At 63.7% G+C, this 19,370-nt stretch carries 19 protein-coding genes; 9 read left to right on the plus strand and 10 right to left on the minus strand.

Annotated elements, in window-relative coordinates; genetic code table 11:
- Positions 1–129 precede the first annotated feature (129 nt).
- The 4 genes from ACIGGF_RS17740 to aceA all read right to left on the minus strand — a co-directional run bounded on the left by ACIGGF_RS17740 (position 130) and on the right by aceA (position 3,934).
- Entirely contained in the window at positions 130–1,170 is a 1,041-nt protein-coding gene (locus ACIGGF_RS17740; protein WP_397522474.1) for an NAD(P)-dependent alcohol dehydrogenase, read from the minus strand.
- Positions 1,171–1,266: 96 nt separating this feature from the next.
- A complete protein-coding gene (locus tag ACIGGF_RS17745) occupies positions 1,267–1,542 on the minus strand; it encodes a hypothetical protein (protein WP_397522475.1) in 276 nt (91 codons plus the stop codon).
- Positions 1,543–1,609: 67 nt separating this feature from the next.
- Positions 1,610–2,485, minus strand: a complete 876-nt coding sequence (locus tag ACIGGF_RS17750; RefSeq protein WP_397522476.1) for a 3-hydroxybutyryl-CoA dehydrogenase — start codon at positions 2,483–2,485, stop codon at positions 1,610–1,612.
- Positions 2,486–2,644: 159 nt separating this feature from the next.
- Positions 2,645–3,934 (minus strand): isocitrate lyase, encoded by a 1,290-nt coding sequence (gene aceA / locus ACIGGF_RS17755; RefSeq protein WP_032386173.1) that lies wholly within the window; start codon positions 3,932–3,934, stop codon positions 2,645–2,647.
- Between the two features lie 531 nt (positions 3,935–4,465).
- Here aceA and ACIGGF_RS17760 point away from each other — a divergent pair.
- Positions 4,466–5,407 (plus strand): DUF559 domain-containing protein, encoded by a 942-nt coding sequence (locus ACIGGF_RS17760; protein WP_397522477.1) that lies wholly within the window; start codon positions 4,466–4,468, stop codon positions 5,405–5,407.
- A gap of 80 nt (positions 5,408–5,487) precedes the next feature.
- Here the strand turns inward: ACIGGF_RS17760 and ACIGGF_RS17765 are convergent, their stop codons facing one another.
- A complete protein-coding gene (locus ACIGGF_RS17765) occupies positions 5,488–5,889 on the minus strand; it encodes a hypothetical protein (RefSeq protein ID WP_397522478.1) in 402 nt (133 codons plus the stop codon).
- Between the two features lie 147 nt (positions 5,890–6,036).
- Between ACIGGF_RS17765 and ramB the strand changes: the two genes are divergently transcribed.
- The 3 genes from ramB to ACIGGF_RS17780 are packed head-to-tail and all read left to right on the plus strand — an operon-like array spanning position 6,037 to position 8,228.
- Entirely contained in the window at positions 6,037–7,449 is a 1,413-nt protein-coding gene (ramB, locus tag ACIGGF_RS17770; RefSeq protein WP_397522479.1) for an acetate metabolism transcriptional regulator RamB, read from the plus strand.
- Between the two features lie 18 nt (positions 7,450–7,467).
- Positions 7,468–7,803, plus strand: a complete 336-nt coding sequence (locus tag ACIGGF_RS17775; protein WP_397522480.1) for an LLM class flavin-dependent oxidoreductase — start codon at positions 7,468–7,470, stop codon at positions 7,801–7,803.
- Positions 7,764–8,228, plus strand: a complete 465-nt coding sequence (locus ACIGGF_RS17780; protein WP_397522481.1) for an LLM class flavin-dependent oxidoreductase — start codon at positions 7,764–7,766, stop codon at positions 8,226–8,228. The genes ACIGGF_RS17775 and ACIGGF_RS17780 overlap by 40 nt, the downstream gene beginning before the upstream one ends.
- On the opposite strand, the gene ACIGGF_RS17785 is transcribed toward ACIGGF_RS17780, so the two are convergent.
- Positions 8,225–9,220, minus strand: a complete 996-nt coding sequence (locus ACIGGF_RS17785; RefSeq protein ID WP_397522482.1) for an MBL fold metallo-hydrolase — start codon at positions 9,218–9,220, stop codon at positions 8,225–8,227. The two genes, ACIGGF_RS17780 and ACIGGF_RS17785, sit on opposite strands and share 4 nt — an antisense overlap.
- Before the next feature lie 9 nt (positions 9,221–9,229).
- Positions 9,230–10,552, minus strand: coding sequence for a malate dehydrogenase (quinone) (gene mqo / locus ACIGGF_RS17790; RefSeq protein ID WP_397522483.1), 1,323 nt, complete (start codon positions 10,550–10,552; stop codon positions 9,230–9,232).
- 70 nt (positions 10,553–10,622) lie between these two features.
- Between mqo and ACIGGF_RS17795 the strand changes: the two genes are divergently transcribed.
- The 5 genes from ACIGGF_RS17795 (at position 10,623) to ACIGGF_RS17815 (ending at position 17,162) form a co-directional block, all read left to right on the plus strand.
- A complete protein-coding gene (locus ACIGGF_RS17795) occupies positions 10,623–11,300 on the plus strand; it encodes a TetR/AcrR family transcriptional regulator (protein WP_397522484.1) in 678 nt (225 codons plus the stop codon).
- Between the two features lie 95 nt (positions 11,301–11,395).
- Complete coding sequence (locus tag ACIGGF_RS17800; protein ID WP_397522485.1) at positions 11,396–12,835, plus strand: gamma-aminobutyraldehyde dehydrogenase; 1,440 nt, start codon at positions 11,396–11,398, stop codon at positions 12,833–12,835.
- Positions 12,832–14,769, plus strand: coding sequence for a primary-amine oxidase (locus ACIGGF_RS17805; RefSeq protein ID WP_397522486.1), 1,938 nt, complete (start codon positions 12,832–12,834; stop codon positions 14,767–14,769). The genes ACIGGF_RS17800 and ACIGGF_RS17805 overlap by 4 nt, the downstream gene beginning before the upstream one ends.
- Before the next feature lie 28 nt (positions 14,770–14,797).
- Entirely contained in the window at positions 14,798–15,652 is an 855-nt protein-coding gene (locus tag ACIGGF_RS17810; protein WP_397522487.1) for a universal stress protein, read from the plus strand.
- A complete protein-coding gene (locus tag ACIGGF_RS17815; protein WP_397522488.1) occupies positions 15,645–17,162 on the plus strand; it encodes an APC family permease in 1,518 nt (505 codons plus the stop codon). The genes ACIGGF_RS17810 and ACIGGF_RS17815 overlap by 8 nt, the downstream gene beginning before the upstream one ends.
- A gap of 117 nt (positions 17,163–17,279) precedes the next feature.
- Here the strand turns inward: ACIGGF_RS17815 and ACIGGF_RS17820 are convergent, their stop codons facing one another.
- Genes ACIGGF_RS17820 through ACIGGF_RS17830 form a run of 3 tightly spaced genes read right to left on the minus strand, consistent with a single transcriptional unit; the run spans position 17,280 to position 19,230 of the window.
- The gene (locus tag ACIGGF_RS17820; protein ID WP_397522489.1) at positions 17,280–18,491 is read right to left on the minus strand and encodes an MFS transporter; all 1,212 of its coding nucleotides are present in this window, start codon (positions 18,489–18,491) and stop codon (positions 17,280–17,282) included.
- A gap of 45 nt (positions 18,492–18,536) precedes the next feature.
- The gene (locus tag ACIGGF_RS17825) at positions 18,537–19,019 is read right to left on the minus strand and encodes a DUF2029 domain-containing protein (RefSeq protein ID WP_397522490.1); all 483 of its coding nucleotides are present in this window, start codon (positions 19,017–19,019) and stop codon (positions 18,537–18,539) included.
- A gap of 1 nt (position 19,020) precedes the next feature.
- Positions 19,021–19,230, minus strand: coding sequence for a helix-turn-helix transcriptional regulator (locus ACIGGF_RS17830; protein WP_397522491.1), 210 nt, complete (start codon positions 19,228–19,230; stop codon positions 19,021–19,023).
- Between the last annotated feature and the right edge of the window lie 140 nt (positions 19,231–19,370).

Here is a 19,370-nt window from a genome sequence, read left to right on the forward strand (position 1 = left end):
CTACGCCTCGACGGCCTGAGCCCGGTGCGATACCGAGCCCAGGCCCTCGCAGCCTAGGATTTGCATTAGCAGTCCAACCCGCGGGGTCCAGTGCAGGTCAATGGACCATTCACGCGAACAACGAGACAGTTACAGTGTCGCTGTGTCGATCACGAAGCGGTAGCGCACGTCGGACTTGACGACGCGGTCGTACGCCTCGTTGATCTTGTCGGCCGCGATGACCTCGATCTCGGCACCGATGTGGTGCTCGGCGCAGAAGTCCAGCATTTCCTGGGTCTCGGCGATGCCGCCGACCATCGAGCCCGCGAACGAGCGACGGTTGGTCAACAGGGCGAAGGCAGGGATATCGAGGGGCTTCTCGGGAACACCGAGCTCGACGAGGGTGCCGTTGCGGGCCAGCAGTCCCAGGTACTTGCCCATGGGCAGGTTGGCCGAGACGGTGTTCAGGATCAGGTCGAACTTGCCCTGCAGATCCTTGAGGGCGGTGGTGTCCTTGGTGGCGTAGTACTCGTCGGCACCGTAGGCCTTGCCGTCTGCTTCCTTGGCGTCCGTCTGGCTCAGCACGGTGACGTGCGCGCCCATGGCGTGGGCGATCTTGACGCCGATGTGGCCGAGGCCGCCCATACCGATGATGGCGACCTTCTTGTCGGGGCCGGCTCCCCAGTGCTTCAGCGGCGAGTACAGCGTGATGCCGGCGCACAGCAGCGGCGCGGCGACGTCGAGTTCGACGCCTTCCGGGATGCCGAGCACGAACTTCTCCGTGACGACGATCTGGGTCGAGTAACCACCGTTGGTGAACTCGCCCTCGTAGGTCTTCGAGTTGTAGGTCTGGACGACACCCTTGGTGCAGTACTGCTCGTCGCCGTCGACGCACGCCTCACACTCACCGCAGGAGTCGACGAAGCAGCCGACGCCGACGCGGTCGCCGACCTTGCGGCTGGTGACCTCGGAGCCCACCTCGGCCACGATGCCGGCGATCTCGTGTCCCGGGACGACGGGATAGCTGGTACCGCCCCACTCGTTTCGAGCGGTATGGATGTCGGAGTGGCAGATGCCCGCGAACTTCACGTCGATGAGGATGTCGTTCGGTCCGACTGCGCGTCGCTCGATCGTCGCCTTCTCGAGCGGCGCGTCCGGAGCGGTGGCCTGGTAAGCGGTAGCTGAAGTCATGACTACATTGCTACCTACGCATCTGTGTAAGCGCAACACAGCTACCGCTGCGACCAGGCTATTCCCGCTTCGAACGAGTCGTTCGCAACAGTAACTTCAGCTGTTCTTGGCGATATTGACGCCGAGCCATCCAACATACGCTGCCAGACCGACCAGTCCGATCTTGCGGGTCTTGGGGTACGCGATCGCCACGCCGACGGCCAATTCGGTGGCACCGTTGCGACTGATCCAGGTACGCGTGTCCTTGGGGAACGGGAGCTTGGTGATGCCCTCGAATGCCTCGGGGACCACGAAGTGGGCGGCGCCGGTGGCGGCCAACCCGATTCCGAATGCCTTGGCGACCAGACCGTTCGACTTCTTGGACTTGCTCACTGACGCGCTCCCTGCGATCGACGTGGTGGAACTGGCAGAACGACAATAGCGCTATGCGAGCCACTGACTACTTTGCGACCCGGCCGTTTTCGTAGCGATAGAACCCGGCTCCGGACTTCTTACCCATCCGCCCGGCGTCGATCATGCTCAGGAGAAGCGGAGGTGCAGCGAACAGCGGTTCGGCGAACTCCGAGTACATGGAATCCGCGATGGCTTTGACGGTGTCGAGGCCAATCAGATCGGCCAGCGCCAGCGGGCCCATCGGATGCGCCAGCCCCAACACGGTTGCTTTGTCGACGTCTTCCTTGGTGGCGAACCCGGATTCGACCATCCGAACCGCCGACAGCAAGTAGGGCACAAGCAACGCATTGACGACGAAACCCGAGCGGTCGGCCGAGCGCACCACCTGCTTGCCGAGAACATCGCCTGCGAACTTCTCGGCGCGCTCGGCAACCGCCCCGGAGGTCGCGTCGGTGACGACGAGTTCGACGAGCGGCAGCACCGGTACCGGGTTGAAGAAATGCAGTCCGACCACCCGATTCGGGTCCGTGGTGGCGGATGCGAGCGTCGAGATGGCGATGGAGGAGGTGTTCGAGGCGAGCACGGCTCCGGGGTCGGTCACGACGGCGTCGAGTTCGGTGAAGATGTCGGTCTTGATCTTTTCGTCCTCGAGCACTGCTTCGACGACCAGTTGGCGGTCGGCGAAGTCCGCGAGGTCGAAGGTGAAGCGCAGCCTGCATGCAGCGTGCTCACGCTCGCGTTCGGTGATCTTGCCGCTGCTCACTCCGCGGTCCAAGGATTGCAGGACGCGGCTGCGGCCGGCCGTCGCCAGTTCGCGCGTCTGTTCGTAGACCAGGACGTCGACATAGGCGCGGGCACAGACCTCGGCAATTCCAGCCCCCATCTGCCCGGCTCCGACGATCCCCACCCTCTCGACCGTCACAGTGACACTCCTTTATAAAAACGTTGCGATACAACATCTCTCGTGAGATGGGGGTAACTCTTATCGGGTACGCCCAAGACCCAGGTAATACAGAACAGGCGGCCCGCAACGAAGGTTGCGGACCGCCTGACTAGTGCGCAGAAGGCGAGGAGAGGCGGCTCAGTGGAACTGGCCTTCTTCGGTGGAGCCCTTCAGTGCAGCCGTCGAGGTGTTGGGGTCGACGGTGGTGGCGATGCGGTCGAAGTAGCCCGCGCCCACCTCACGCTGGTGCTTGATGGCGGTGAAGCCGCGCTCTTCGGCAGCCTTGAACTCGCGCTCCTGCAGGTCGACGAACGCGGTCATGCCTTCGCGGGCGTAGCCGTGTGCCAAGTCGAACATGCCGTAGTTGAGCGAGTGGAAGCCGGCGAGGGTGATGAACTGGAACTTGAAGCCCATTGCGCCGAGCTCCTTCTGGAACTTCGCGATGGTGGCGTCGTCCAGGTGTGCCTTCCAGTTGAACGAAGGCGAGCAGTTGTAGGCGAGGAGCTGGTCCGGGAACTCGCTGCGAACCGACTCGGAGAACTTCTTGGCGACCTCGAGGTCCGGCACGCCGGTCTCCATCCAGATGAGGTCTGCGTACGGTGCGTAGGCCTTGGCGCGAGCGATGCAGGGCTCGATGCCGTTCTTCACGCCGAAGAAGCCTTCTGCGGTGCGGGTTCCGTCGAGGAACTCACGGTCGCGCTCGTCGACGTCGGAGGTGATCAGCGTGGCTGCCTCGGCGTCGGTGCGGGCGATGATGACCGAGGGAACGTCGGCGACGTCAGAGGCCAGACGTGCGGAGGTCAGGGTGCGGATGTGCTGCTGGGTGGGGATGAGAACCTTGCCGCCGAGGTGGCCGCACTTCTTCTCCGAGGCGAGCTGATCTTCCCAGTGCACGCCTGCAGCGCCGGCCACGATCATGGCCTTCTGCAGCTCGTAGGCGTTCAGTGCGCCACCGAAGCCGGCTTCGGCGTCGGCCACGACGGGAGCGAGCCAGTTCTTGACCGAGGTGTCGCCCTCGATCTTGGCGATCTCGTCGGCGCGCAGCAGTGCGTTGTTGATGCGACGGACGACCGACGGCACCGAGTTGGCCGGGTAGAGGCTCTGGTCCGGGTAGGTGTGGCCCGAGAGGTTCGCGTCGCCGGCGACCTGCCAGCCGGAGAGGTAGATCGCCTGGAGGCCGGCGCGAATCTGCTGCACGGCCTGGTTACCGGTGAGGGCACCGAGCGAGTTGATGTAGTCCTCGTTGTTCACGAGATCCCACAGGATCTCGCTGCCGCGGCGAGCGAGTGTCGCTTCTTCGACGACGGTGCCCTGGAGGTCGGAGACCTGCTGCGCGGTGAAGTTACGGGTGACGCCCTTCCAGCGAGGGTTGGTGTCCCAATCCTGCTGGATCTCGGCGGTGGTCTTCGGGGTGCCGGTGGTCGACATCTTCAGCTCCAGTCTCTTCTGCTTCTCGGCCTGCCTCGAGACGAATCTTCACATCGTTGCCAGGCCCTTCTGGTGTACTCCAAAACAATGGCACAACCGAAAACAAGCGTCTACCAGTTGTTAGTGCCAATCTTGGCTAGCTTTCCAGAGCCCTTTGCTAAGTCTGCGAATTTTTGGGGCTCACATACCTCGCCGATCGGGCAGCGTGGTTACTCGTCGGTAGCGACGAATCCCCAGTTGATGAACGCAATGCACAAAAACTCATACAGGACGCTCGTACGGTTTCACCGCCGCGTCTGAATCGAGTCAGAAGTTGCCCGTGATGTGACCGAGCTCACATTACTCGGTTCCCACATTATGAACATGCGCGGGTTGCTCCACTCGACACCACTTTCGCCGGAATCCCCCACACGACGCCACCGAGTGGAGCATGCCGTGCACCCATCCACAGGCACGCAGTTATCAACAGGGCAGCCCATTCCCCCAGCTCGGCCATCCGAGTCGACCTGCGACATGCCCGACAGTGCACCCATGACACCCACCGCAGGCTCCACTCCCGCTCACAAAGGTCATTCCGCAGGCTCCACTCCCGCTCACAAAGGTCATTCCGCAGGCTCCACTCCCGCTCGCAAACGTCATTCCGCAGGCTCCACTCCCGCCACCCTTCGCGAGCTCGTCGCCTCCGGATTGCATCCGAGCACCGTCTCCCGTTGCTTCACTCGCGTTCTCCCGGAGGTCTACATCGCTGGGCAGCCCTCGACGATGGATCGGTGTCACGCCATCACCCTGTGGCGACCCGACACGGTGCTCAGCCATCGGTCGGCCGCATATCTACGCGGTTGGACAACCGAGCCGGCAATGCTCGACGCCACTGTCCCTCGGTCTTCGCGGCTGCGACCTCCGACGTGGCTTCGGCTGCACCGTCGCGCGCTCGACTCCACACTCGTCGACGAGGTCGAGACGCTCCCCTGCACCAACCCTGCGCAGACGATGCTCGATTGCCTGGCGATACTCCCCCGACCGGAGGCCGAGTTGCTGATCGACGAGCGTCTGAAGTTCGGTCTCGACCCTGCTGGGCTACTACGCCTGCTCGCGTGCCACCCGGGACGGCGCGGTAACGCAGAATTGGCGCGGCAAGTCCGGTTGGCGGTGTCGAGGTTTGCCTCGGAACCGGAGCGGGCGTTGGGACGAGCGCTGCATCGGCTAGGGCTTCGCCTGGACATGACCGCTGCCGTCGGCCCGTACGTCTGCGATTTCGTCGACCGACGAAGCCGAACGATCATCGAAGTGGACGGTCGCGAATTCCACAGTGATGCAGGGGTGTTCAGCAAGGACCGCCGCAGGCAGAACGCGCTGATCCTCGACGGCTGGTTGGTGCTGCGCTATTCGGCATTCGATGTGCTGGCCGCACCGGATGCCATTGCGAGCGAGATCGCTGCGGTACTCAGGCGGCGTCGTCAATCGCGGCGATGAGTGCACGTAATGCTCCACTCGCCGGGGCGGGCGTGAGTTTTCTCGCGCACACCCCACGGAGTGGAGCACCAGTTGCAGGGTCAGATCCGAACGCCGGACCTCTCGCTCGACGCCACCACCCGCGAGGCAACGGGTGACCGACGCGAGGAAATCACTCCCAGCGTACCCATCGCGGCAATCACCAGTCCGCCGATGATGGCAAACAGATCCGCGGCCAACAATCCGGATGGAAAGACCATCAATGCAGGCGAGACCGCGAGCAGCAGACCGAGGCCGACGTGGGTCCAATGACTTTGCCGCGACGCGGATCCGATGGCCCACAGTGCGGACCACGCGGCGAGTATGCCGAGAACGAGGATGGCACCGGTCACCTCCTGGTCCCCCTGAACCGGGAGCCAGACGGTGGATGCGACCAATACCGCTCCGGTGACGAAGACGACGACGTCCCTGACGATTCCCGATGTGCGTTGACGGTTGGACATGACCGCTCCTCGAAGTGCGTGGTGAATGGCTCGTATACCGGTATACGCCTTTACTTCGGCTAATGTTCCCGATGCTCACCGAATTGTGATCCAGCAGCTGTTTGCAAACATTGCCAAGGCGATTCTTCGCAGGCGTAGCCTGGCGATGTGTCCAAAACCTTCGTCGGCGTGCGGCTTCGGCAGCTCCGCAGCGAACGCAGCATGAGCCAGGTTTCGCTCGCGCAGAAGCTCGGGATCTCGGCCAGCTACCTCAACCAGATCGAGCACGACGTGCGGCCGTTGACGGTGCCGGTACTGCTCCGCATTTCCGAGGTGTTCGGCGTCGACACGTCGTTCTTCTCCTCCGAGGACGACACCAGATTGGTGGCCGAGCTCCGCGAAGTCGCGCTCGATCAAGACATGGACATCGACGCCGACGCGCACGAGATCGCCCAGATGGTCAGCTCGCACCCGCAACTGGCACGGGCGATGGTCAACATGCACCGCCGATACCGCAATACGACGGCTCAGCTGTTGGCTGCCACCGAGGAGCGATTCTCCGACGGCAGTGGCAGTGGTTCCATCAGCAAACCGCACGAGGAAGTACGCGATCACTTCTATCAGCGGCAGAATTACCTGCACGAATTGGACACTGCGGCAGAGGCTTTGACCTCGCGGATTCGATTCCATCGCGCAGACGTAGGCGGCGAAATCGCCAAGCGACTGCGGACGGTGCACGATGTGCAGATCGTCAATCGCATCGACCTCGGCGAGAACGTGCTGCATCGGTTCGATCCGCAGACGCGCGTACTGGAGATTTCACCTCATCTCTCCGGTGGGCAGAAGGTGTTCAGATACGCCGCCGAACTCGCCTACCTCGAATGCGGGGATCTGCTGAACAAGATGGCCGACGAGGGCAACTTCACCAGTGAGTCGTCGAAGAAGTTGGCAGTCCTCGGTTTCGCGAACTATTTCGCCGCCGCGACGGTGTTGCCGTACCACCAGTTCCACGACGTGGCCGAGGATTTTCGCTATGACATCGAGCGGCTCTCGGCTTTCTTCTCGGTCAGTTACGAGACCATCTGCCATCGACTGTCCACCTTGCAAAGGCCCGAGCTGCGCGGTGTGCCGTTCTCCTTCGTGCGCGTCGATCGCGCGGGGAACATGTCGAAGCGTCAGTCCGCCACGGGTTTCCATTTCTCGTCGAGTGGTGGCACGTGCCCACTGTGGAACGTGTACGAAACGTTCGCCTATCCGGGCAAAATAATGACGCAGATCGCCGAGATGCCCGACGGCCGAAGCTATCTGTGGATCGCGCGCACCGTGGAGCGCCGGGCTGCGCGCTACGGCCAGCCCGGCAAGACCTTCGCCATCGGCCTCGGCTGCGAACTCCGCCACGCCGGCCGGCTCGTCTACGCCGACGGGCTGGATGTGCAGGGTTCGGCCGCTGCGACTCCGATCGGGGCCGGTTGCCGGGTGTGCGAGCGCTCGAACTGCCCGCAGCGCGCATTCCCGCCCCTGGGCAAGGACCTCGACATCGACGAGCATCGAAGTTCGGTGTCTCCCTACCTTGTTCGCTGATGATCAGGAGGATCGGTCATGACACGTTTCGGAGTGGTACTGCGGCCCGAGATGGCACCCGAGGACATCGTCGACGCCGCTCGCGCGGCAGACACATCTGGTGTCGATGAGGTATGGCTCTGGGAGGACTGCTTCTTCTCCGGCGGGATATCCACTGCCGCATTGGTTCTCGCGAATACCGAACACGTGAACGTCGGAATCGGGGTGTTGCCCACTCCGATGCGGAACGTGGCAGCCACAGCCATGGAAATCGCGACCGTAGCGCGGATCCATCCGGGGCGGCTGCGCGTCGGACTCGGACACGGTGTTCAGTCGTGGATGGGACAGATCGGTGGCCGAGTGCAGTCCCCCTGACCTTGCTGGACGAGCAGATGACCGCGCTGACAAGCCTGCTGGCAGGCGACAGCGTCACCGTGCAGGGTCGGTACGTCTCGCTCGACGGGGTGAAATTGACCTGGCCGCCGCTGCCACCGCCGCCGCTTCTCGTCGGAGCGACCGGGCCGAAGACACTTGCTTTGAGCGGCCGGCGCAGTGCCGGAACCATTCTCACCAGCGAGACCACACCGGAACAGGTGACCACCGCCATCGGCCACATCGACGGCGGGCCCGACCACGACGTTGTCGTCTACGTGTCGTTCGGTGCCGATGGGGCCCCGATCGATGCCCACCGCTGGATCGACGCCGGGGCTACCACCGTCGTCCTCGAACCGCCGTCGGATCTTTCGGATCTGTCGACACTGTTCGCGCACGCTGCGTCGTTGACGCAAGAGTTCGCCTAGCGCTCTCGCAGGAACCGCCCCGCGTCCGCGAACGCCCGTGCTCGACGCGACAGCGTGGGTGGCGCGGGCGGTTCACCTCGCCACAGTCGGTAGAGGGTGCTCATGCTGAGGATCAGTCGCTCCGGCGAGTCCCAACGCGCATACTGTCCGAATTCGGTGGACTTCAGCAGATTCAGCGCGGCCTCGGTGGAGCCGAGGCCGGCGTCGAAGCAGCTGCGTCCGGCCTCCGATACCCAACTCCAGTAGTTGCGCACTGCGCGGATCTCGTCGGTGCCGCACAGCGGGCCGTGCCCGGGAACGTAGACGTCGGCGTCGAGTTCGAGCAGGTGATCGAGGGCATCGATCCAGTTCTGCAGCGGACCGTGCCAGAGCACAGGAGTGGCGTCGATGAACAGCAGATCGCCGGCGAACACGACTCCGGCGTCGGGTAGGTGCGCGATCAGATCGCCCTCGGTGTGTGCCGGACCGAGATACCTCAGATGAACGGATCTGCCTGCCACGTCGATGGTTTCGGCGGTCTCGAACGTGTGGTCGGGCAGCCGGGGCAGCGTCGAGGGGAACACCGCGTCGCCGCGAACGCGGTTCATGTACGAGCCCATCGCCCCGACCGGTCCGGGCACCCAGCCGACCGCCTTGCCGAAGGAGGCGAACGCGTCCACCCCTTTCGGTTGTGTTTCCTCTTTCATCGCGTGCAGAGATGCAGCACTGGTGGTGATGCGCGCGGACGCCGGAACGCTGTCGTTTCCCCACCAGTGATCACCGTCCGAGTGCGTGTTGAGCACTTCGGTTATCGGCGCGTCGGCCACCAGTTCGGCGGTGTCGGCCACGACCCGCTCCGCCCAGTTCACGTCCCACACTGTGTCGATCAGCATCGACGCGGATGCGGGTGCCACGATCAGTCCGGTGTTGGTCTGTCCCCAACTGCCGGGAGGTCGCATGAAAGCCCAGGTCCCGTCGGCAATCTGCCGGTATCCCACCTCGGTGTCCGTCATTATCTCAGGCTAGCCGGTGAGCAACTCGCGAAGACGAGAGTCCCACCGTCGGGCCGGAAAACACGTGCTCAGCACCTCGAGCATGATGGGTACAGCCGTCGAGGCACCCGGGGATGCACCGAGTACAGAGGCGATGGTGCCGTCCTGAGAGGCAACCACTTCGGTACCGAACCGCAGTTCGCCGTTCTTCACGATCTGGGCGCGTTGGCCAGCGCTGGCGATGGACCAGTCGGCCGAATCAGCACTCGGTACGAACTCACGTAGCGCGGCGATCTTCTTCCCTCGAGTGGCGGTCAACTCGGAGAGCAGTAGCCCGATCAACGGCGTGTTGGCCCGGGCCATCGATAGCAACGAGCCGATGTTGTCCCGGTTGACCGATCCCGGAAGGTCCAGCAGCGATCCGTGTTTCAGAAACTTGGGGTTCGCACCGGCGTACGGGCCGAACAGGATGGAGCGCTGCCCGTCGACGATGCGAGTGTCAAGGTGCGGCACCGACATCGGCGGCGCACCGATGGGCGGCGTCCCGTACACCTTGGCGTCGTGGCGATCGACCACCTCGCTCCGGTCGCAGCGCAGAAATTGTCCACTGATCGGCAACAGGCCGTAGCCCCGCGCCTCGGGAACTCCGGCTCGGCGCAGCAACTTCAGAGCCCATCCGCCGGCACCTACGAACACGAATCGAGCTCGCTCCACCGGCCGACCGCCCCGCACGTCGAGTCGCCAGGATCCGTCTCGATCCTGCGAAAGCCCCCGTACTTCGCGTCCGGTCTCCACACTTGCCCCTGCCGTTGTCATGGCGTCGAACAGCTGCCGCGTCGCTGCGCCGAAGTCGACGTCGGTACCCGTGACATCTCTTGTCGCAGCCCATCTACCGGTACGGCCCTCTGCCACCAGTGGTGACCATTGCTGCAGCACCGCAGCATCTTCCGTGTACTCCATCGCCTCGAACAGTGGGTGTGCACGCAGCGCGCGGTGCCGGCCGCGGAGGAACTCGACGTTGTCGGCACCCTGCACCAACGTCATGTGGGGTACAGTCCGGACGAAGTCGGCCCGAGGCAGCGTCGACCAGAAGCGACGGGTCGTCGCGAACTGCTCGGCGATCCGCACGGCTCGATCTATGTCGACGGAACCGTCGGATCGCATTGTCGTGTAATTGGTTTCGCACAGACCGGCATGTCCGGTTCCGGCGTTGTTCCAACCATCGGACGCTTCCGCCGCTACTCGAGGCAAGCGCTCGAGCACCCGAATCGACCAGGTTGGTTCCAGTCTCTGCAGCAGTGCCCCGAGGGTCGCGCTCATGATCCCACCGCCGACGAGGATGACGTCGTCCATCTCCCACCCCTTTCTCGTACTAAGTACAACTCACGCTAGCACCAACTCGTACACCTGTATAGTTCTGCCGATGCCTCGCCTGACCAGGACTGCCGTCGTCGACGCCGCTCTCGACGTCGCATACCGTCACGGCTTGGACTCCCTCACGATCCGCAAGATCGCCACCGAACTGAACGTCTCCCCGATGGCCATCTACTGGCACGTGAAGAACAAGGACGAGCTACTCGACGCCATGGGCGACCGCGTCTGCCAAGAACTCGAGCTCACCGGCGATTCCTCGGCACCGTGGTGGGAACAGCTAGGCACCGTGCTCGAAGACTTCATGCGAGCCTTGCGAGCTCATCCGGGTGCAGCGGACATCGCCGTTCCGCGAATGTTGTTCTCCCCGAACAGCAGAGAGGCAATGGAGGTAGCGCTCAAGGCGCTCGGCGATGCCGGTTTCTCCCTTACCGACGCCACCCAATTGGCCCGCCACGGCGTTCGCGTCGCCATCTCGCTCGTCACCGAGCCCTTGTTCACCGGCCCCCTCTCCGGCGGCGTCGAAGTCTCGTCGGAGCGTCGGGCACACGTCGAACAAGAGGTGGCGTCGACGATGGAATCACTCGACCCGAACCAGTTCCCGAACATTCTGGCGTCGGCCGAACTCCTCGGCGATCCCAGCTCCCGAGCCGCGTTCGAGAAGCTAGGACTGGCCACCTACATCGCCGGCGTTCGAGCACTGGCCGACTCTCGCGACGTTTCGTCCTGATCCATCGTGATGGGGTGGACATATTGTCGGGTGGCAAAGTCTCGCGCGTAGGTGCAGGCTTTGCAGAACTGAAATAGTCGACGCTAGGGGTTGTGATGACGGTGCCTGTCCTGCAGAACTACATCGACGGGGCATTCGTGACGCCGTCGGGTACCGAGATGCTCGATGTCGTCTCTCCTGTGGACGAGTCGGTGGTAGCTCACGCCCCGATTTCCGATGCTTCCGATGTCGATGCCGCGATGACCGCCGCGGCCAAGGCTTTCGAGACCTGGGGCAAGACGACTCCCAGTGAACGGCAGAAGGTATTGCTGAAGCTCGCCGATGCGATCGAGGCCCACAGCGACGAGATCGTCGAAGCACAGAGCCGCAACACCGGCCAGCCCAAAGCCACCATCGCTGCCGAGGAAGTGACTGTCGGCGCGGATCAGATCCGGTTCTTCGCAGGTGCGGCCCGCATGCTCGAGGGCAAATCGGCCGGCGAGTACATGGACGGCTTCACCTCCTATGTTCGCCGCGAACCGATCGGCGTCGTCGGACAGGTGACACCGTGGAACTACCCGTTCATGATGGCGATCTGGAAGATCGGACCCGCGCTGGCGGCCGGTAACACCGTCGTCCTCAAGCCGAGTGACACCACCCCCGAGAGCACCCTGGTGCTGGCGAAGCTGTCGAAGGGCATCGTCCCCGACGGCGTGCTGAACGTCGTCCTCGGCAACGGCGGCACCGGCGCAGCCATCGTCGAGCACAAGACGCCCGGCCTGGTCTCGATCACCGGATCCGTCCGCGCCGGCATCGCCGTCGCCGTGGCCGCCGCGAAGCAGCTCAAGCGGGCGCACCTCGAACTCGGTGGCAAGGCACCGGCCATCGTCTTCGACGATGTGGACATCGTCAAGGCGGCCGACGGTATCGCCGAGGCAGCGTTCTTCAATGCCGGCCAGGACTGCACCGCCGTAACCCGTGTCCTGGTGCACGAGTCGGTGCACGATTCCCTCGTCGACGCCCTCGTCGCCAAGGCGAAGACCCTGAAGGTCGGGTTGCCCGACGACCCCGACACCTTCCTCGGACCACTGAACAACGTCAACCACTTCGGCCAGGTGAGCTCCAAGGTCGACGGTATCGGCGCACATGCCACCATCGTCACCGGCGGAAAACGCTTGGGCGACAAGGGCTTCTTCTACGAACCCACCATCATCACCGGCGTGCAGCAGTCCGATCCCATCGTGCAGGAGGAGACGTTCGGCCCGGTCCTCACGGTGCAGAAGTTCTCCGACGAGGCAGAGGCGATCCAGCTTGCCAACGACGTCGACTTCGGTCTCGCGTCGAGCGTCTGGACTTCCGATCACGCACGCACACTTCGGGTCTCGGCAGCCCTCGACTTCGGTGCCGTGTGGGTCAACTGCCACATCCCACTGGTCGCCGAGATGCCGCACGGCGGATTCAAGTACTCCGGCTACGGCAAGGACCTGTCGGCCTACGGCGTGGACGACTACACCCGCATCAAGCACGTGATGAGCTCGACGGAGACTCTTCGATGAATTCTCATCCACTCGACCCACTGTCCAGTGACGAATTCACCTCCGTCGCAGAGGTTCTCGGCCGCGATCACGGCGTCGGCGACGGGTGGCGATTTGCTTCGATCGAGATGATCGAACCGTCCAAGTCCGAGGTCGCCGCATTCGACGCGGACGGTACCGTGCCGGCCCGTCGAGCAATCTCGGTGGTGTTGAACCGCGCCGAGAACACCACGTTCAAGGCCGTGGTATCACTCGACGATCGCACCACCGAGTCGTGGACGCATATTCCCGACGTGCAGCCCAACTTCACCGTCGACGAGTGGGAAGAGGCAGACGCGGCGCTGCGTGCCCACCCGGATGTGATTGCCGCACTTGCCGATCGCGGGATCACTGATCTCAGTCTGGTGTTCATGGATACCTGGACGTACGGCGAGGCAGTGACGCCCGAGAAGTACAAGGGTCGACGCCTTGGCTGGTCCGACACGTGGGTCAAAGCGGCAGAGGGTGCCAACCCGTATGCGGGACCGGTGGGCGGATTCCACTGCGTCATCGACGCCAACACGATGGAACTGCTCGAGATCGAGGACACGTATCGCGTCGAGCGGCCGGAGATCATGGGCGAGTACGTTCCTCGCCACATTCCGGAACGCATCCGCAACGCCAGTAGCCGTCCGCCGCTGAAGCCGCTGGAGATCACCCAGCCCGACGGTCCGTCGTTCGAGTTGGACGGCAACAAGCTGACGTGGCAGAACTGGTCGCTTCGAGTGGGGTTCAACTACCGCGAAGGCATGACTCTGCACGCCGTCAGCTACAACGACAACGGGAACGTGCGATCCGTTGCGAATCGAATATCGTTCGCAGAGATGATCGTTCCGTATCGCGATCACACCGAGGACCACTACCGCCGCACTGCGTTCGACATCGGCGAGTGGGGCCTGGGCTTCATGACCACCTCGCTCGAGCTCGGTTGCGACTGCCTCGGTGAGATCCGGTACCTCGACGCCGTGCTGCACAACAGCAAGGGCGAGCCGTACACGATCACCAATGCGATCTGCATCCACGAGGAAGACAACGCTGTGCTGTGGAAGCACGTCGATCACGACGCCGGTGCCGAGGTGCGGCGTATGCGTCGCCTCACGGTCAGCTTCCATGCCACCGTCGCCAACTACGAGTACCTGGTCTACTGGCGGTTCTATCAGGACGGCAACATCGAGTGTGAGGTGCGCGCGACCGGCATCATGGTCGTCACTCACTTCGACGAAGGTGGCACCCACCCGTCCGGCACGCTGATCGACAACCGCACGTACGCGCCGTACCACCAGCATTTCCTCGTCGCCCGTCTCGATCTGGACATCGACGGTACCGAGAACACCGTGTATTCGAGCCAGACGCAGATGGTTCCGATGGGGCCGGACAATCCGTACGGGCTCGCCCTGACCCAGGTGAACACCCCGCTCACCACCGAGGCCGAGGGCAAGCAGGACTACGACTGGAACACGCAGAAGGCGTGGAAGGTGGTCAACGACAACGTCACCAACGGGCTGGGCACCCGGCCGGCGTACAAGTTGGTTCCGGGCTCGGCGATCCCGGCGATGTTCGATCCGGCGTCACCCATCTTCCAGCGGTCCCAGGTGATCGGCTATACGGTGTGGGTCACCCCCAATTCTCCCGACGAGCGTTGGCCCAGCGGTGAATTCGTCAATCAGAGCGGCGTCGATCACGGTCTGCCGGAGTGGACCGAGGCGAATCGGAACATCGAGAACACCGACGTCGTCGTCTGGTACACCTTCGGAATTCACCACATCACCCGGCCCGAGGACTGGCCGGTGATGCCGTCCGACACTGTCTCGTTCTGGCTCAAGCCTTTCGGCTTCTTCGACCGAAACCCCTCGCTCGACGTCGCTCCGTCGGAGCCGAAGCACTGCCACACCGATCCCGGCAGCACCTGTCACTAGTTCGCCCGACCTCACGGAAGGCTCGCCCATGCGTTTGATCGTGGGGTATCAGGCAACACCGAGTGGCGCGGACGGAATCGCCCTGGGGGCAACGCTCGCGCGCTCTGTGCAAGCATCACTGGACATCTGCCTGGTGCTGCCGCAGGAGCGACCGATACCGTCCAAAGCGCCGGTCGAGGCGGGGTACGACGACATCCTGATCGACCAGGCCACCGAATGGTTGGCCGAGGCACTGACATTGGTGCCCGAGGACGTCGAGGCCCGTACCCACCTGCTCTTCGACGAATCCTTCGCACAGGGCCTGCTCGACGCCGTCCTAGAGTTCGACGCGTACATGATCGTGGTTGGTGCGGCCGGTGACGGTCTGCTCGGTCGACATTCGATCGGTACCGTCACCAGCGATCTGCTGCACGTCGCGCACGTTCCCCTCGCGCTGGCACCGCGGGGTTATCGGCACTCTCCCCCGAAGCGGATTCGGGAGATCACCTGCGCCATCGGAAACAGGCCGGGTGCAGCAGAACTCGTCGAAGCAGCCGCCAACCTGTCAGCCACCGCCGAGTTGCCGCTGCGCTTGCTGTCTCTCGTTTCCGCAGACAAGCAGTCGGCGCAGGGGCCAGCAGGTCTCGCCAAGGCCCAGGATCTCTTGCGCGCCGTACAAGCGGAATTGCCCGCGGGATCTGAGGTGCAGTTGACGGTCGCCGAGGGCTCCGGAATAGAGAAGGCCGCGTCCTCGCTGGACTGGCACGATGGCGACGTGTTGATGGTCGGCTCGTCTCGACTCGCCCAGCCGCATCGTCTTTTCCTGGGATCGGTTGCCGCGAAGATGCTTCGGGTCGTTCCCGTTCCGATGATCGTTGTTCCGAGAGAGGCCGGCGATGAATGAGCACAAGGTAGTGGACGTCGAGTCCAAGGGCCTGTCTGCCGGCCAGCTCGGGTTGCTCGCCAGTGTGGTCCTGGGCATCTCGACCATCGCACCCGCGTACGCACTCACCGCGTCACTCGGGCCGACGGTCACCGAGGTCGGGGTGCACCTGCCAGCGATCTTCATCGTCGGCTTCATCCCGATGTTGTTGGTGGCGTTGGGCTATCGAGAGCTGAACGCGGCCGAGCCCGACAGCGGCACGTCGTTCACGTGGGCGTCGAAAGCTTTCGGCCCCTACGTCGGCTGGATGGGCGGGTGGGGCCTGATCGCCGCCACCATCATCGTGCTTTCGAACCTCGCCGGAGTGGCTGTCGACTTCTTCTACCTCTTTCTCGCCCAGGTCACCAGCAACGATTCGCTGGCCGACCTGACCGGAAACAAGCTCCTCAACATCGTCACGTGTTTGATTTTCATGGCTCTGGCCGCGTTGTTGTGTTACCGCGGTATGCAGGAAACCAAGCGCGTCCAATACACCATGCTCGGGTTCCAGCTACTGGTGATGGCCTGGTTCATCATCGCTGCGTTCGTCAAAGTCGGTTCGGGCGACGGGGCCCAGGACATCTCGTTCGGTCTGGACTGGTTCGATCCGTTCGGCATCCCGAGCTTCTCTGCGTTCACGGCCGGACTGTCACTGTCGATCTTCATGTACTGGGGTTGGGACGTCTGTCTGACGGTCAACGAGGAAACCTCCGGCAGCGCAAAGATTCCCGGCCGCGCAGCACTGGTCACGGTATTCTTCATCATCGTTCTGTACTTGCTCACGGCCGTGGCCACCCTGCTGTTCGCCGGCACCGGCGACACCGGAAACGGACTGCAGAATCCCGACACCACCGACAACGTGTTCGCCGCCCTCGCCGGGCCGGTGATGGGTCCGTTCGCAATTCTCCTCTCTTTGGCCGTACTGAGCAGCTCCGCCAGTTCGTTGCAGGCCACGTTCATCTCACCGGCCCGCACCTTGCTCGCGATGGGTCATTATCAGGCCCTGCCCAAGCGGTTCGCCTCCATCACACCGCGATTCAGCACTCCGGGCTTCGCGACGCTGGTGGCGGGCGGCGCGTCGGCCGGCTTCTACGCCGTGATGCGAGTGGTGAGCGACAACGTGCTCACCGACACCATTGCTGCTCTGGGACTGATGATCTGCTTCTACTACGGCATCACGGCGTTCGCGTGCGTCTGGTACTTCCGCGAGGAACTGTTCACCAGTACCCGCAACGTGTTCTTCAAGTTCCTCGCGCCCCTACTGGGCGGCGTCGGAATGGCCGTGGTGTTCCTGCAAACCTCGGTCGATGCTTGGGACCCCGAATTCGGCAGCGGCTCATCACTGTTCGGCATCGGAATGGTCTTCGTCATCGGCGTCGGCATCATCGTTCTCGGCATGATCGTCATGGCAGTGGTCGCACTGCGCAAGCCCGAATTCTTCAAGGGCGACATCCTCCGCCGCGACACTCCGTCACTGATCGTGGAGGACTGACGAACCCCCTGGCCGTCGCCGTGGTCCGGGGGGGGGCTCGATGCCACGCTCCCTGCACGTCACCCCCACGTACGAAGCCAACTCACCGATGCGCAGCACGGAAACCATTCTTGCCGATCAACTGTCCACCTCGGCCGATTCGGGCACCGGTGCGGTCAGCTCGCGCGCACCCGGGCTCAGCACTGCGTAGGCGGCGACGGCGGTCCAGCCGACTCCCATGACGACGGCCCCGAGGCCCAGGTCCCCGCCGATCAGCACCACCGACATCAGCCCCAGCCCCATTGGACCGGCGAGAAGCCCTCCCATGTTGAGCCAGCTCAGGACGCGTCCGCGAGCGTCTGCGGGAACCTGTTCGGCCACATAGGTATTCCAGATCGGGCCGAACAGCCCGGATCCGAGTCCCATGACCAGCATGCCGGCCGCGATGATCCAGAAACCGTTCAGCTGCGCGAGCAGCCAGATTCCGGTCGTCATCGCTGCCATTCCCGTCACGAAGGTGGCGCGTCGTGATCTGGCGGCCAGCACGACGAACAGCGCCGACCCTGCCAGCGCGCCGACGGCGAACGCCGACATCGCCAGGCCCAGCTGCCCGGGTTCGCCGATCTCGTTGAAGTGGCCCGGCAGCAGGAGGCTGATCATGGGCGGAGTTACCAGGCTGGCGAAGAACGCGATAACCAGCATCGCCCGCAGCGCGGGGGTGGCTCGGATCAGGTCCAGGGCACTCCCGGCACCCGCGGCAGCACTCTGGAATGCCTGCCCCATGACCGGAACCAACGCGGTCAGCACCGCAGCGGCCGCGGACGAAGCGGCGGTGACGGCAACGACGTCGATCGGGTCCAGCATGCTCAACAGCAGCCCCGCCAGCGCCGGGCCGGCCAGGAACGCCAGTGAGAACCCCGTCTGAAAGAGGCCGGCCACTGTCCCGACCGACGTTCCCGAGATCGACGCCACGTCGGCGAGCATTGCCTGACGCGCAGTCATGCCCGGAACGTCGAAAACAGCGCCTGCGACTCCCAACACCACGAACCATGGCACCGACAACCCCACCGTCGTATCCACCACGAGCAGACCGAGTACTGCGGCCGCGCTGCCCAGATCGGAGACGACGGCTACGTTGCGTGCCCCGAATCGGTCGATCAGTCGACCACCGGCGAATGTGGCCGGCACCGCGGCGATGCCCGCTGCCGCCGCGATCAGACCGGCCGACGACAGACTTCCCGTCGTGGCCAACACCAACCAGGGCAGAACGATCGTGATGGCTGAGTTGCCGAACAACGACAACGAAGCGCCACCGATGTACAACGGGACGGCGAGACGGATGCGATTCATGCCTCGATCATCACGATTGACGCTGCGTCAAGGTCAAGCTCCTGCTCAGATCTCCTCGGCCTCGAAGCGCGCGTTGCGCTTGCGCATCTGCCGGATGCTCAGTGCGACAACGACGCCCGCCGCGATGGCACCCACGACTGCCCCGGCCCACGAGCTCGCCTGCGAGTAGACGTCCGGCTGCAGTCTGATCAGGACCCCGAAGGAGCCGACCGCGATGATGGCAGCGACAACGACGCCTCTGACCCGTCCCAGCTTGGCTGCGGTGTACATGTTCACCCCACGCGCAGCCGAGTACCCGAGGGTTGCGTAGCTGATGAATGTGGCTACGACGATGATCCCCAGCGCTATCCACACTCCGGTCGTGTTCGCCGTCCACGCCAGAATCGCAGCGCCGATGATCGCCGCCCAGTAGAACATTTGAAAGCCGACGGCGGAGGCCTCGTTCCACACATCCCGCTGGCGTTCGTCGTCGTAAAACTCGTCGTCCAGATCGCCGACGAATCGCATGGTCTTGGTGAATGCCCTCATGTCACTCCTCGTCTCCGAACAATATTTCGACCGTGGTGTCCAACGCTCTGGCCAGCTTCAGTGCCAAATAGACGCTCGGTGCATAGTCGCCACCTTCGACGGAGACGATGCTCTGGCGGGACACTCCGCAGACTTTTCCGAGCTCCGCCTGGGTCAGCCGCGCAGCCTTTCGATGTTCACGCACCGCATTGGTCCTCAGCGCGTTACTCATGCCAAAAGTCAAGCGGACTTGTCAGCAGAAGTCAAGCCCTCTTGTCATTGCTGCACCGGCATCATCGACGTTCGACTCAGAGGATCGGCGCTGCCGCCCACAACGCACTGAGCCACCCACGCCGTCGTGTGCGGCGTGGA

It is taken from the genome of Rhodococcus sp. NPDC078407 (genome assembly GCF_044542515.1).
Classification (GTDB): domain Bacteria; phylum Actinomycetota; class Actinomycetes; order Mycobacteriales; family Mycobacteriaceae; genus Rhodococcoides.

Coding starts and splice junctions, on each gene's coding strand:
- mqo (WP_397522483.1), bottom strand. CDS start 10,552: ATGGACGACGTCATCCTCGTCGGCGGTGGGATCATGAGCGCGACCCTC.
- ACIGGF_RS17795 (WP_397522484.1), top strand. CDS start 10,623: ATGCCTCGCCTGACCAGGACTGCCGTCGTCGACGCCGCTCTCGACGTC.
- ACIGGF_RS17810 (WP_397522487.1), top strand. CDS start 14,798: ATGCGTTTGATCGTGGGGTATCAGGCAACACCGAGTGGCGCGGACGGA.
- ACIGGF_RS17800 (WP_397522485.1), top strand. CDS start 11,396: ATGACGGTGCCTGTCCTGCAGAACTACATCGACGGGGCATTCGTGACG.
- ACIGGF_RS17805 (WP_397522486.1), top strand. CDS start 12,832: ATGAATTCTCATCCACTCGACCCACTGTCCAGTGACGAATTCACCTCC.
- ACIGGF_RS17740 (WP_397522474.1), bottom strand. CDS start 1,170: ATGACTTCAGCTACCGCTTACCAGGCCACCGCTCCGGACGCGCCGCTC.
- ACIGGF_RS17765 (WP_397522478.1), bottom strand. CDS start 5,889: ATGTCCAACCGTCAACGCACATCGGGAATCGTCAGGGACGTCGTCGTC.
- ACIGGF_RS17825 (WP_397522490.1), bottom strand. CDS start 19,019: ATGAGGGCATTCACCAAGACCATGCGATTCGTCGGCGATCTGGACGAC.
- ACIGGF_RS17820 (WP_397522489.1), bottom strand. CDS start 18,491: ATGAATCGCATCCGTCTCGCCGTCCCGTTGTACATCGGTGGCGCTTCG.
- ACIGGF_RS17775 (WP_397522480.1), top strand. CDS start 7,468: ATGACACGTTTCGGAGTGGTACTGCGGCCCGAGATGGCACCCGAGGAC.
- ACIGGF_RS17830 (WP_397522491.1), bottom strand. CDS start 19,230: ATGAGTAACGCGCTGAGGACCAATGCGGTGCGTGAACATCGAAAGGCT.
- ACIGGF_RS17785 (WP_397522482.1), bottom strand. CDS start 9,220: ATGACGGACACCGAGGTGGGATACCGGCAGATTGCCGACGGGACCTGG.
- ACIGGF_RS17760 (WP_397522477.1), top strand. CDS start 4,466: ATGACACCCACCGCAGGCTCCACTCCCGCTCACAAAGGTCATTCCGCA.
- ACIGGF_RS17815 (WP_397522488.1), top strand. CDS start 15,645: ATGAATGAGCACAAGGTAGTGGACGTCGAGTCCAAGGGCCTGTCTGCC.
- aceA (WP_032386173.1), bottom strand. CDS start 3,934: ATGTCGACCACCGGCACCCCGAAGACCACCGCCGAGATCCAGCAGGAT.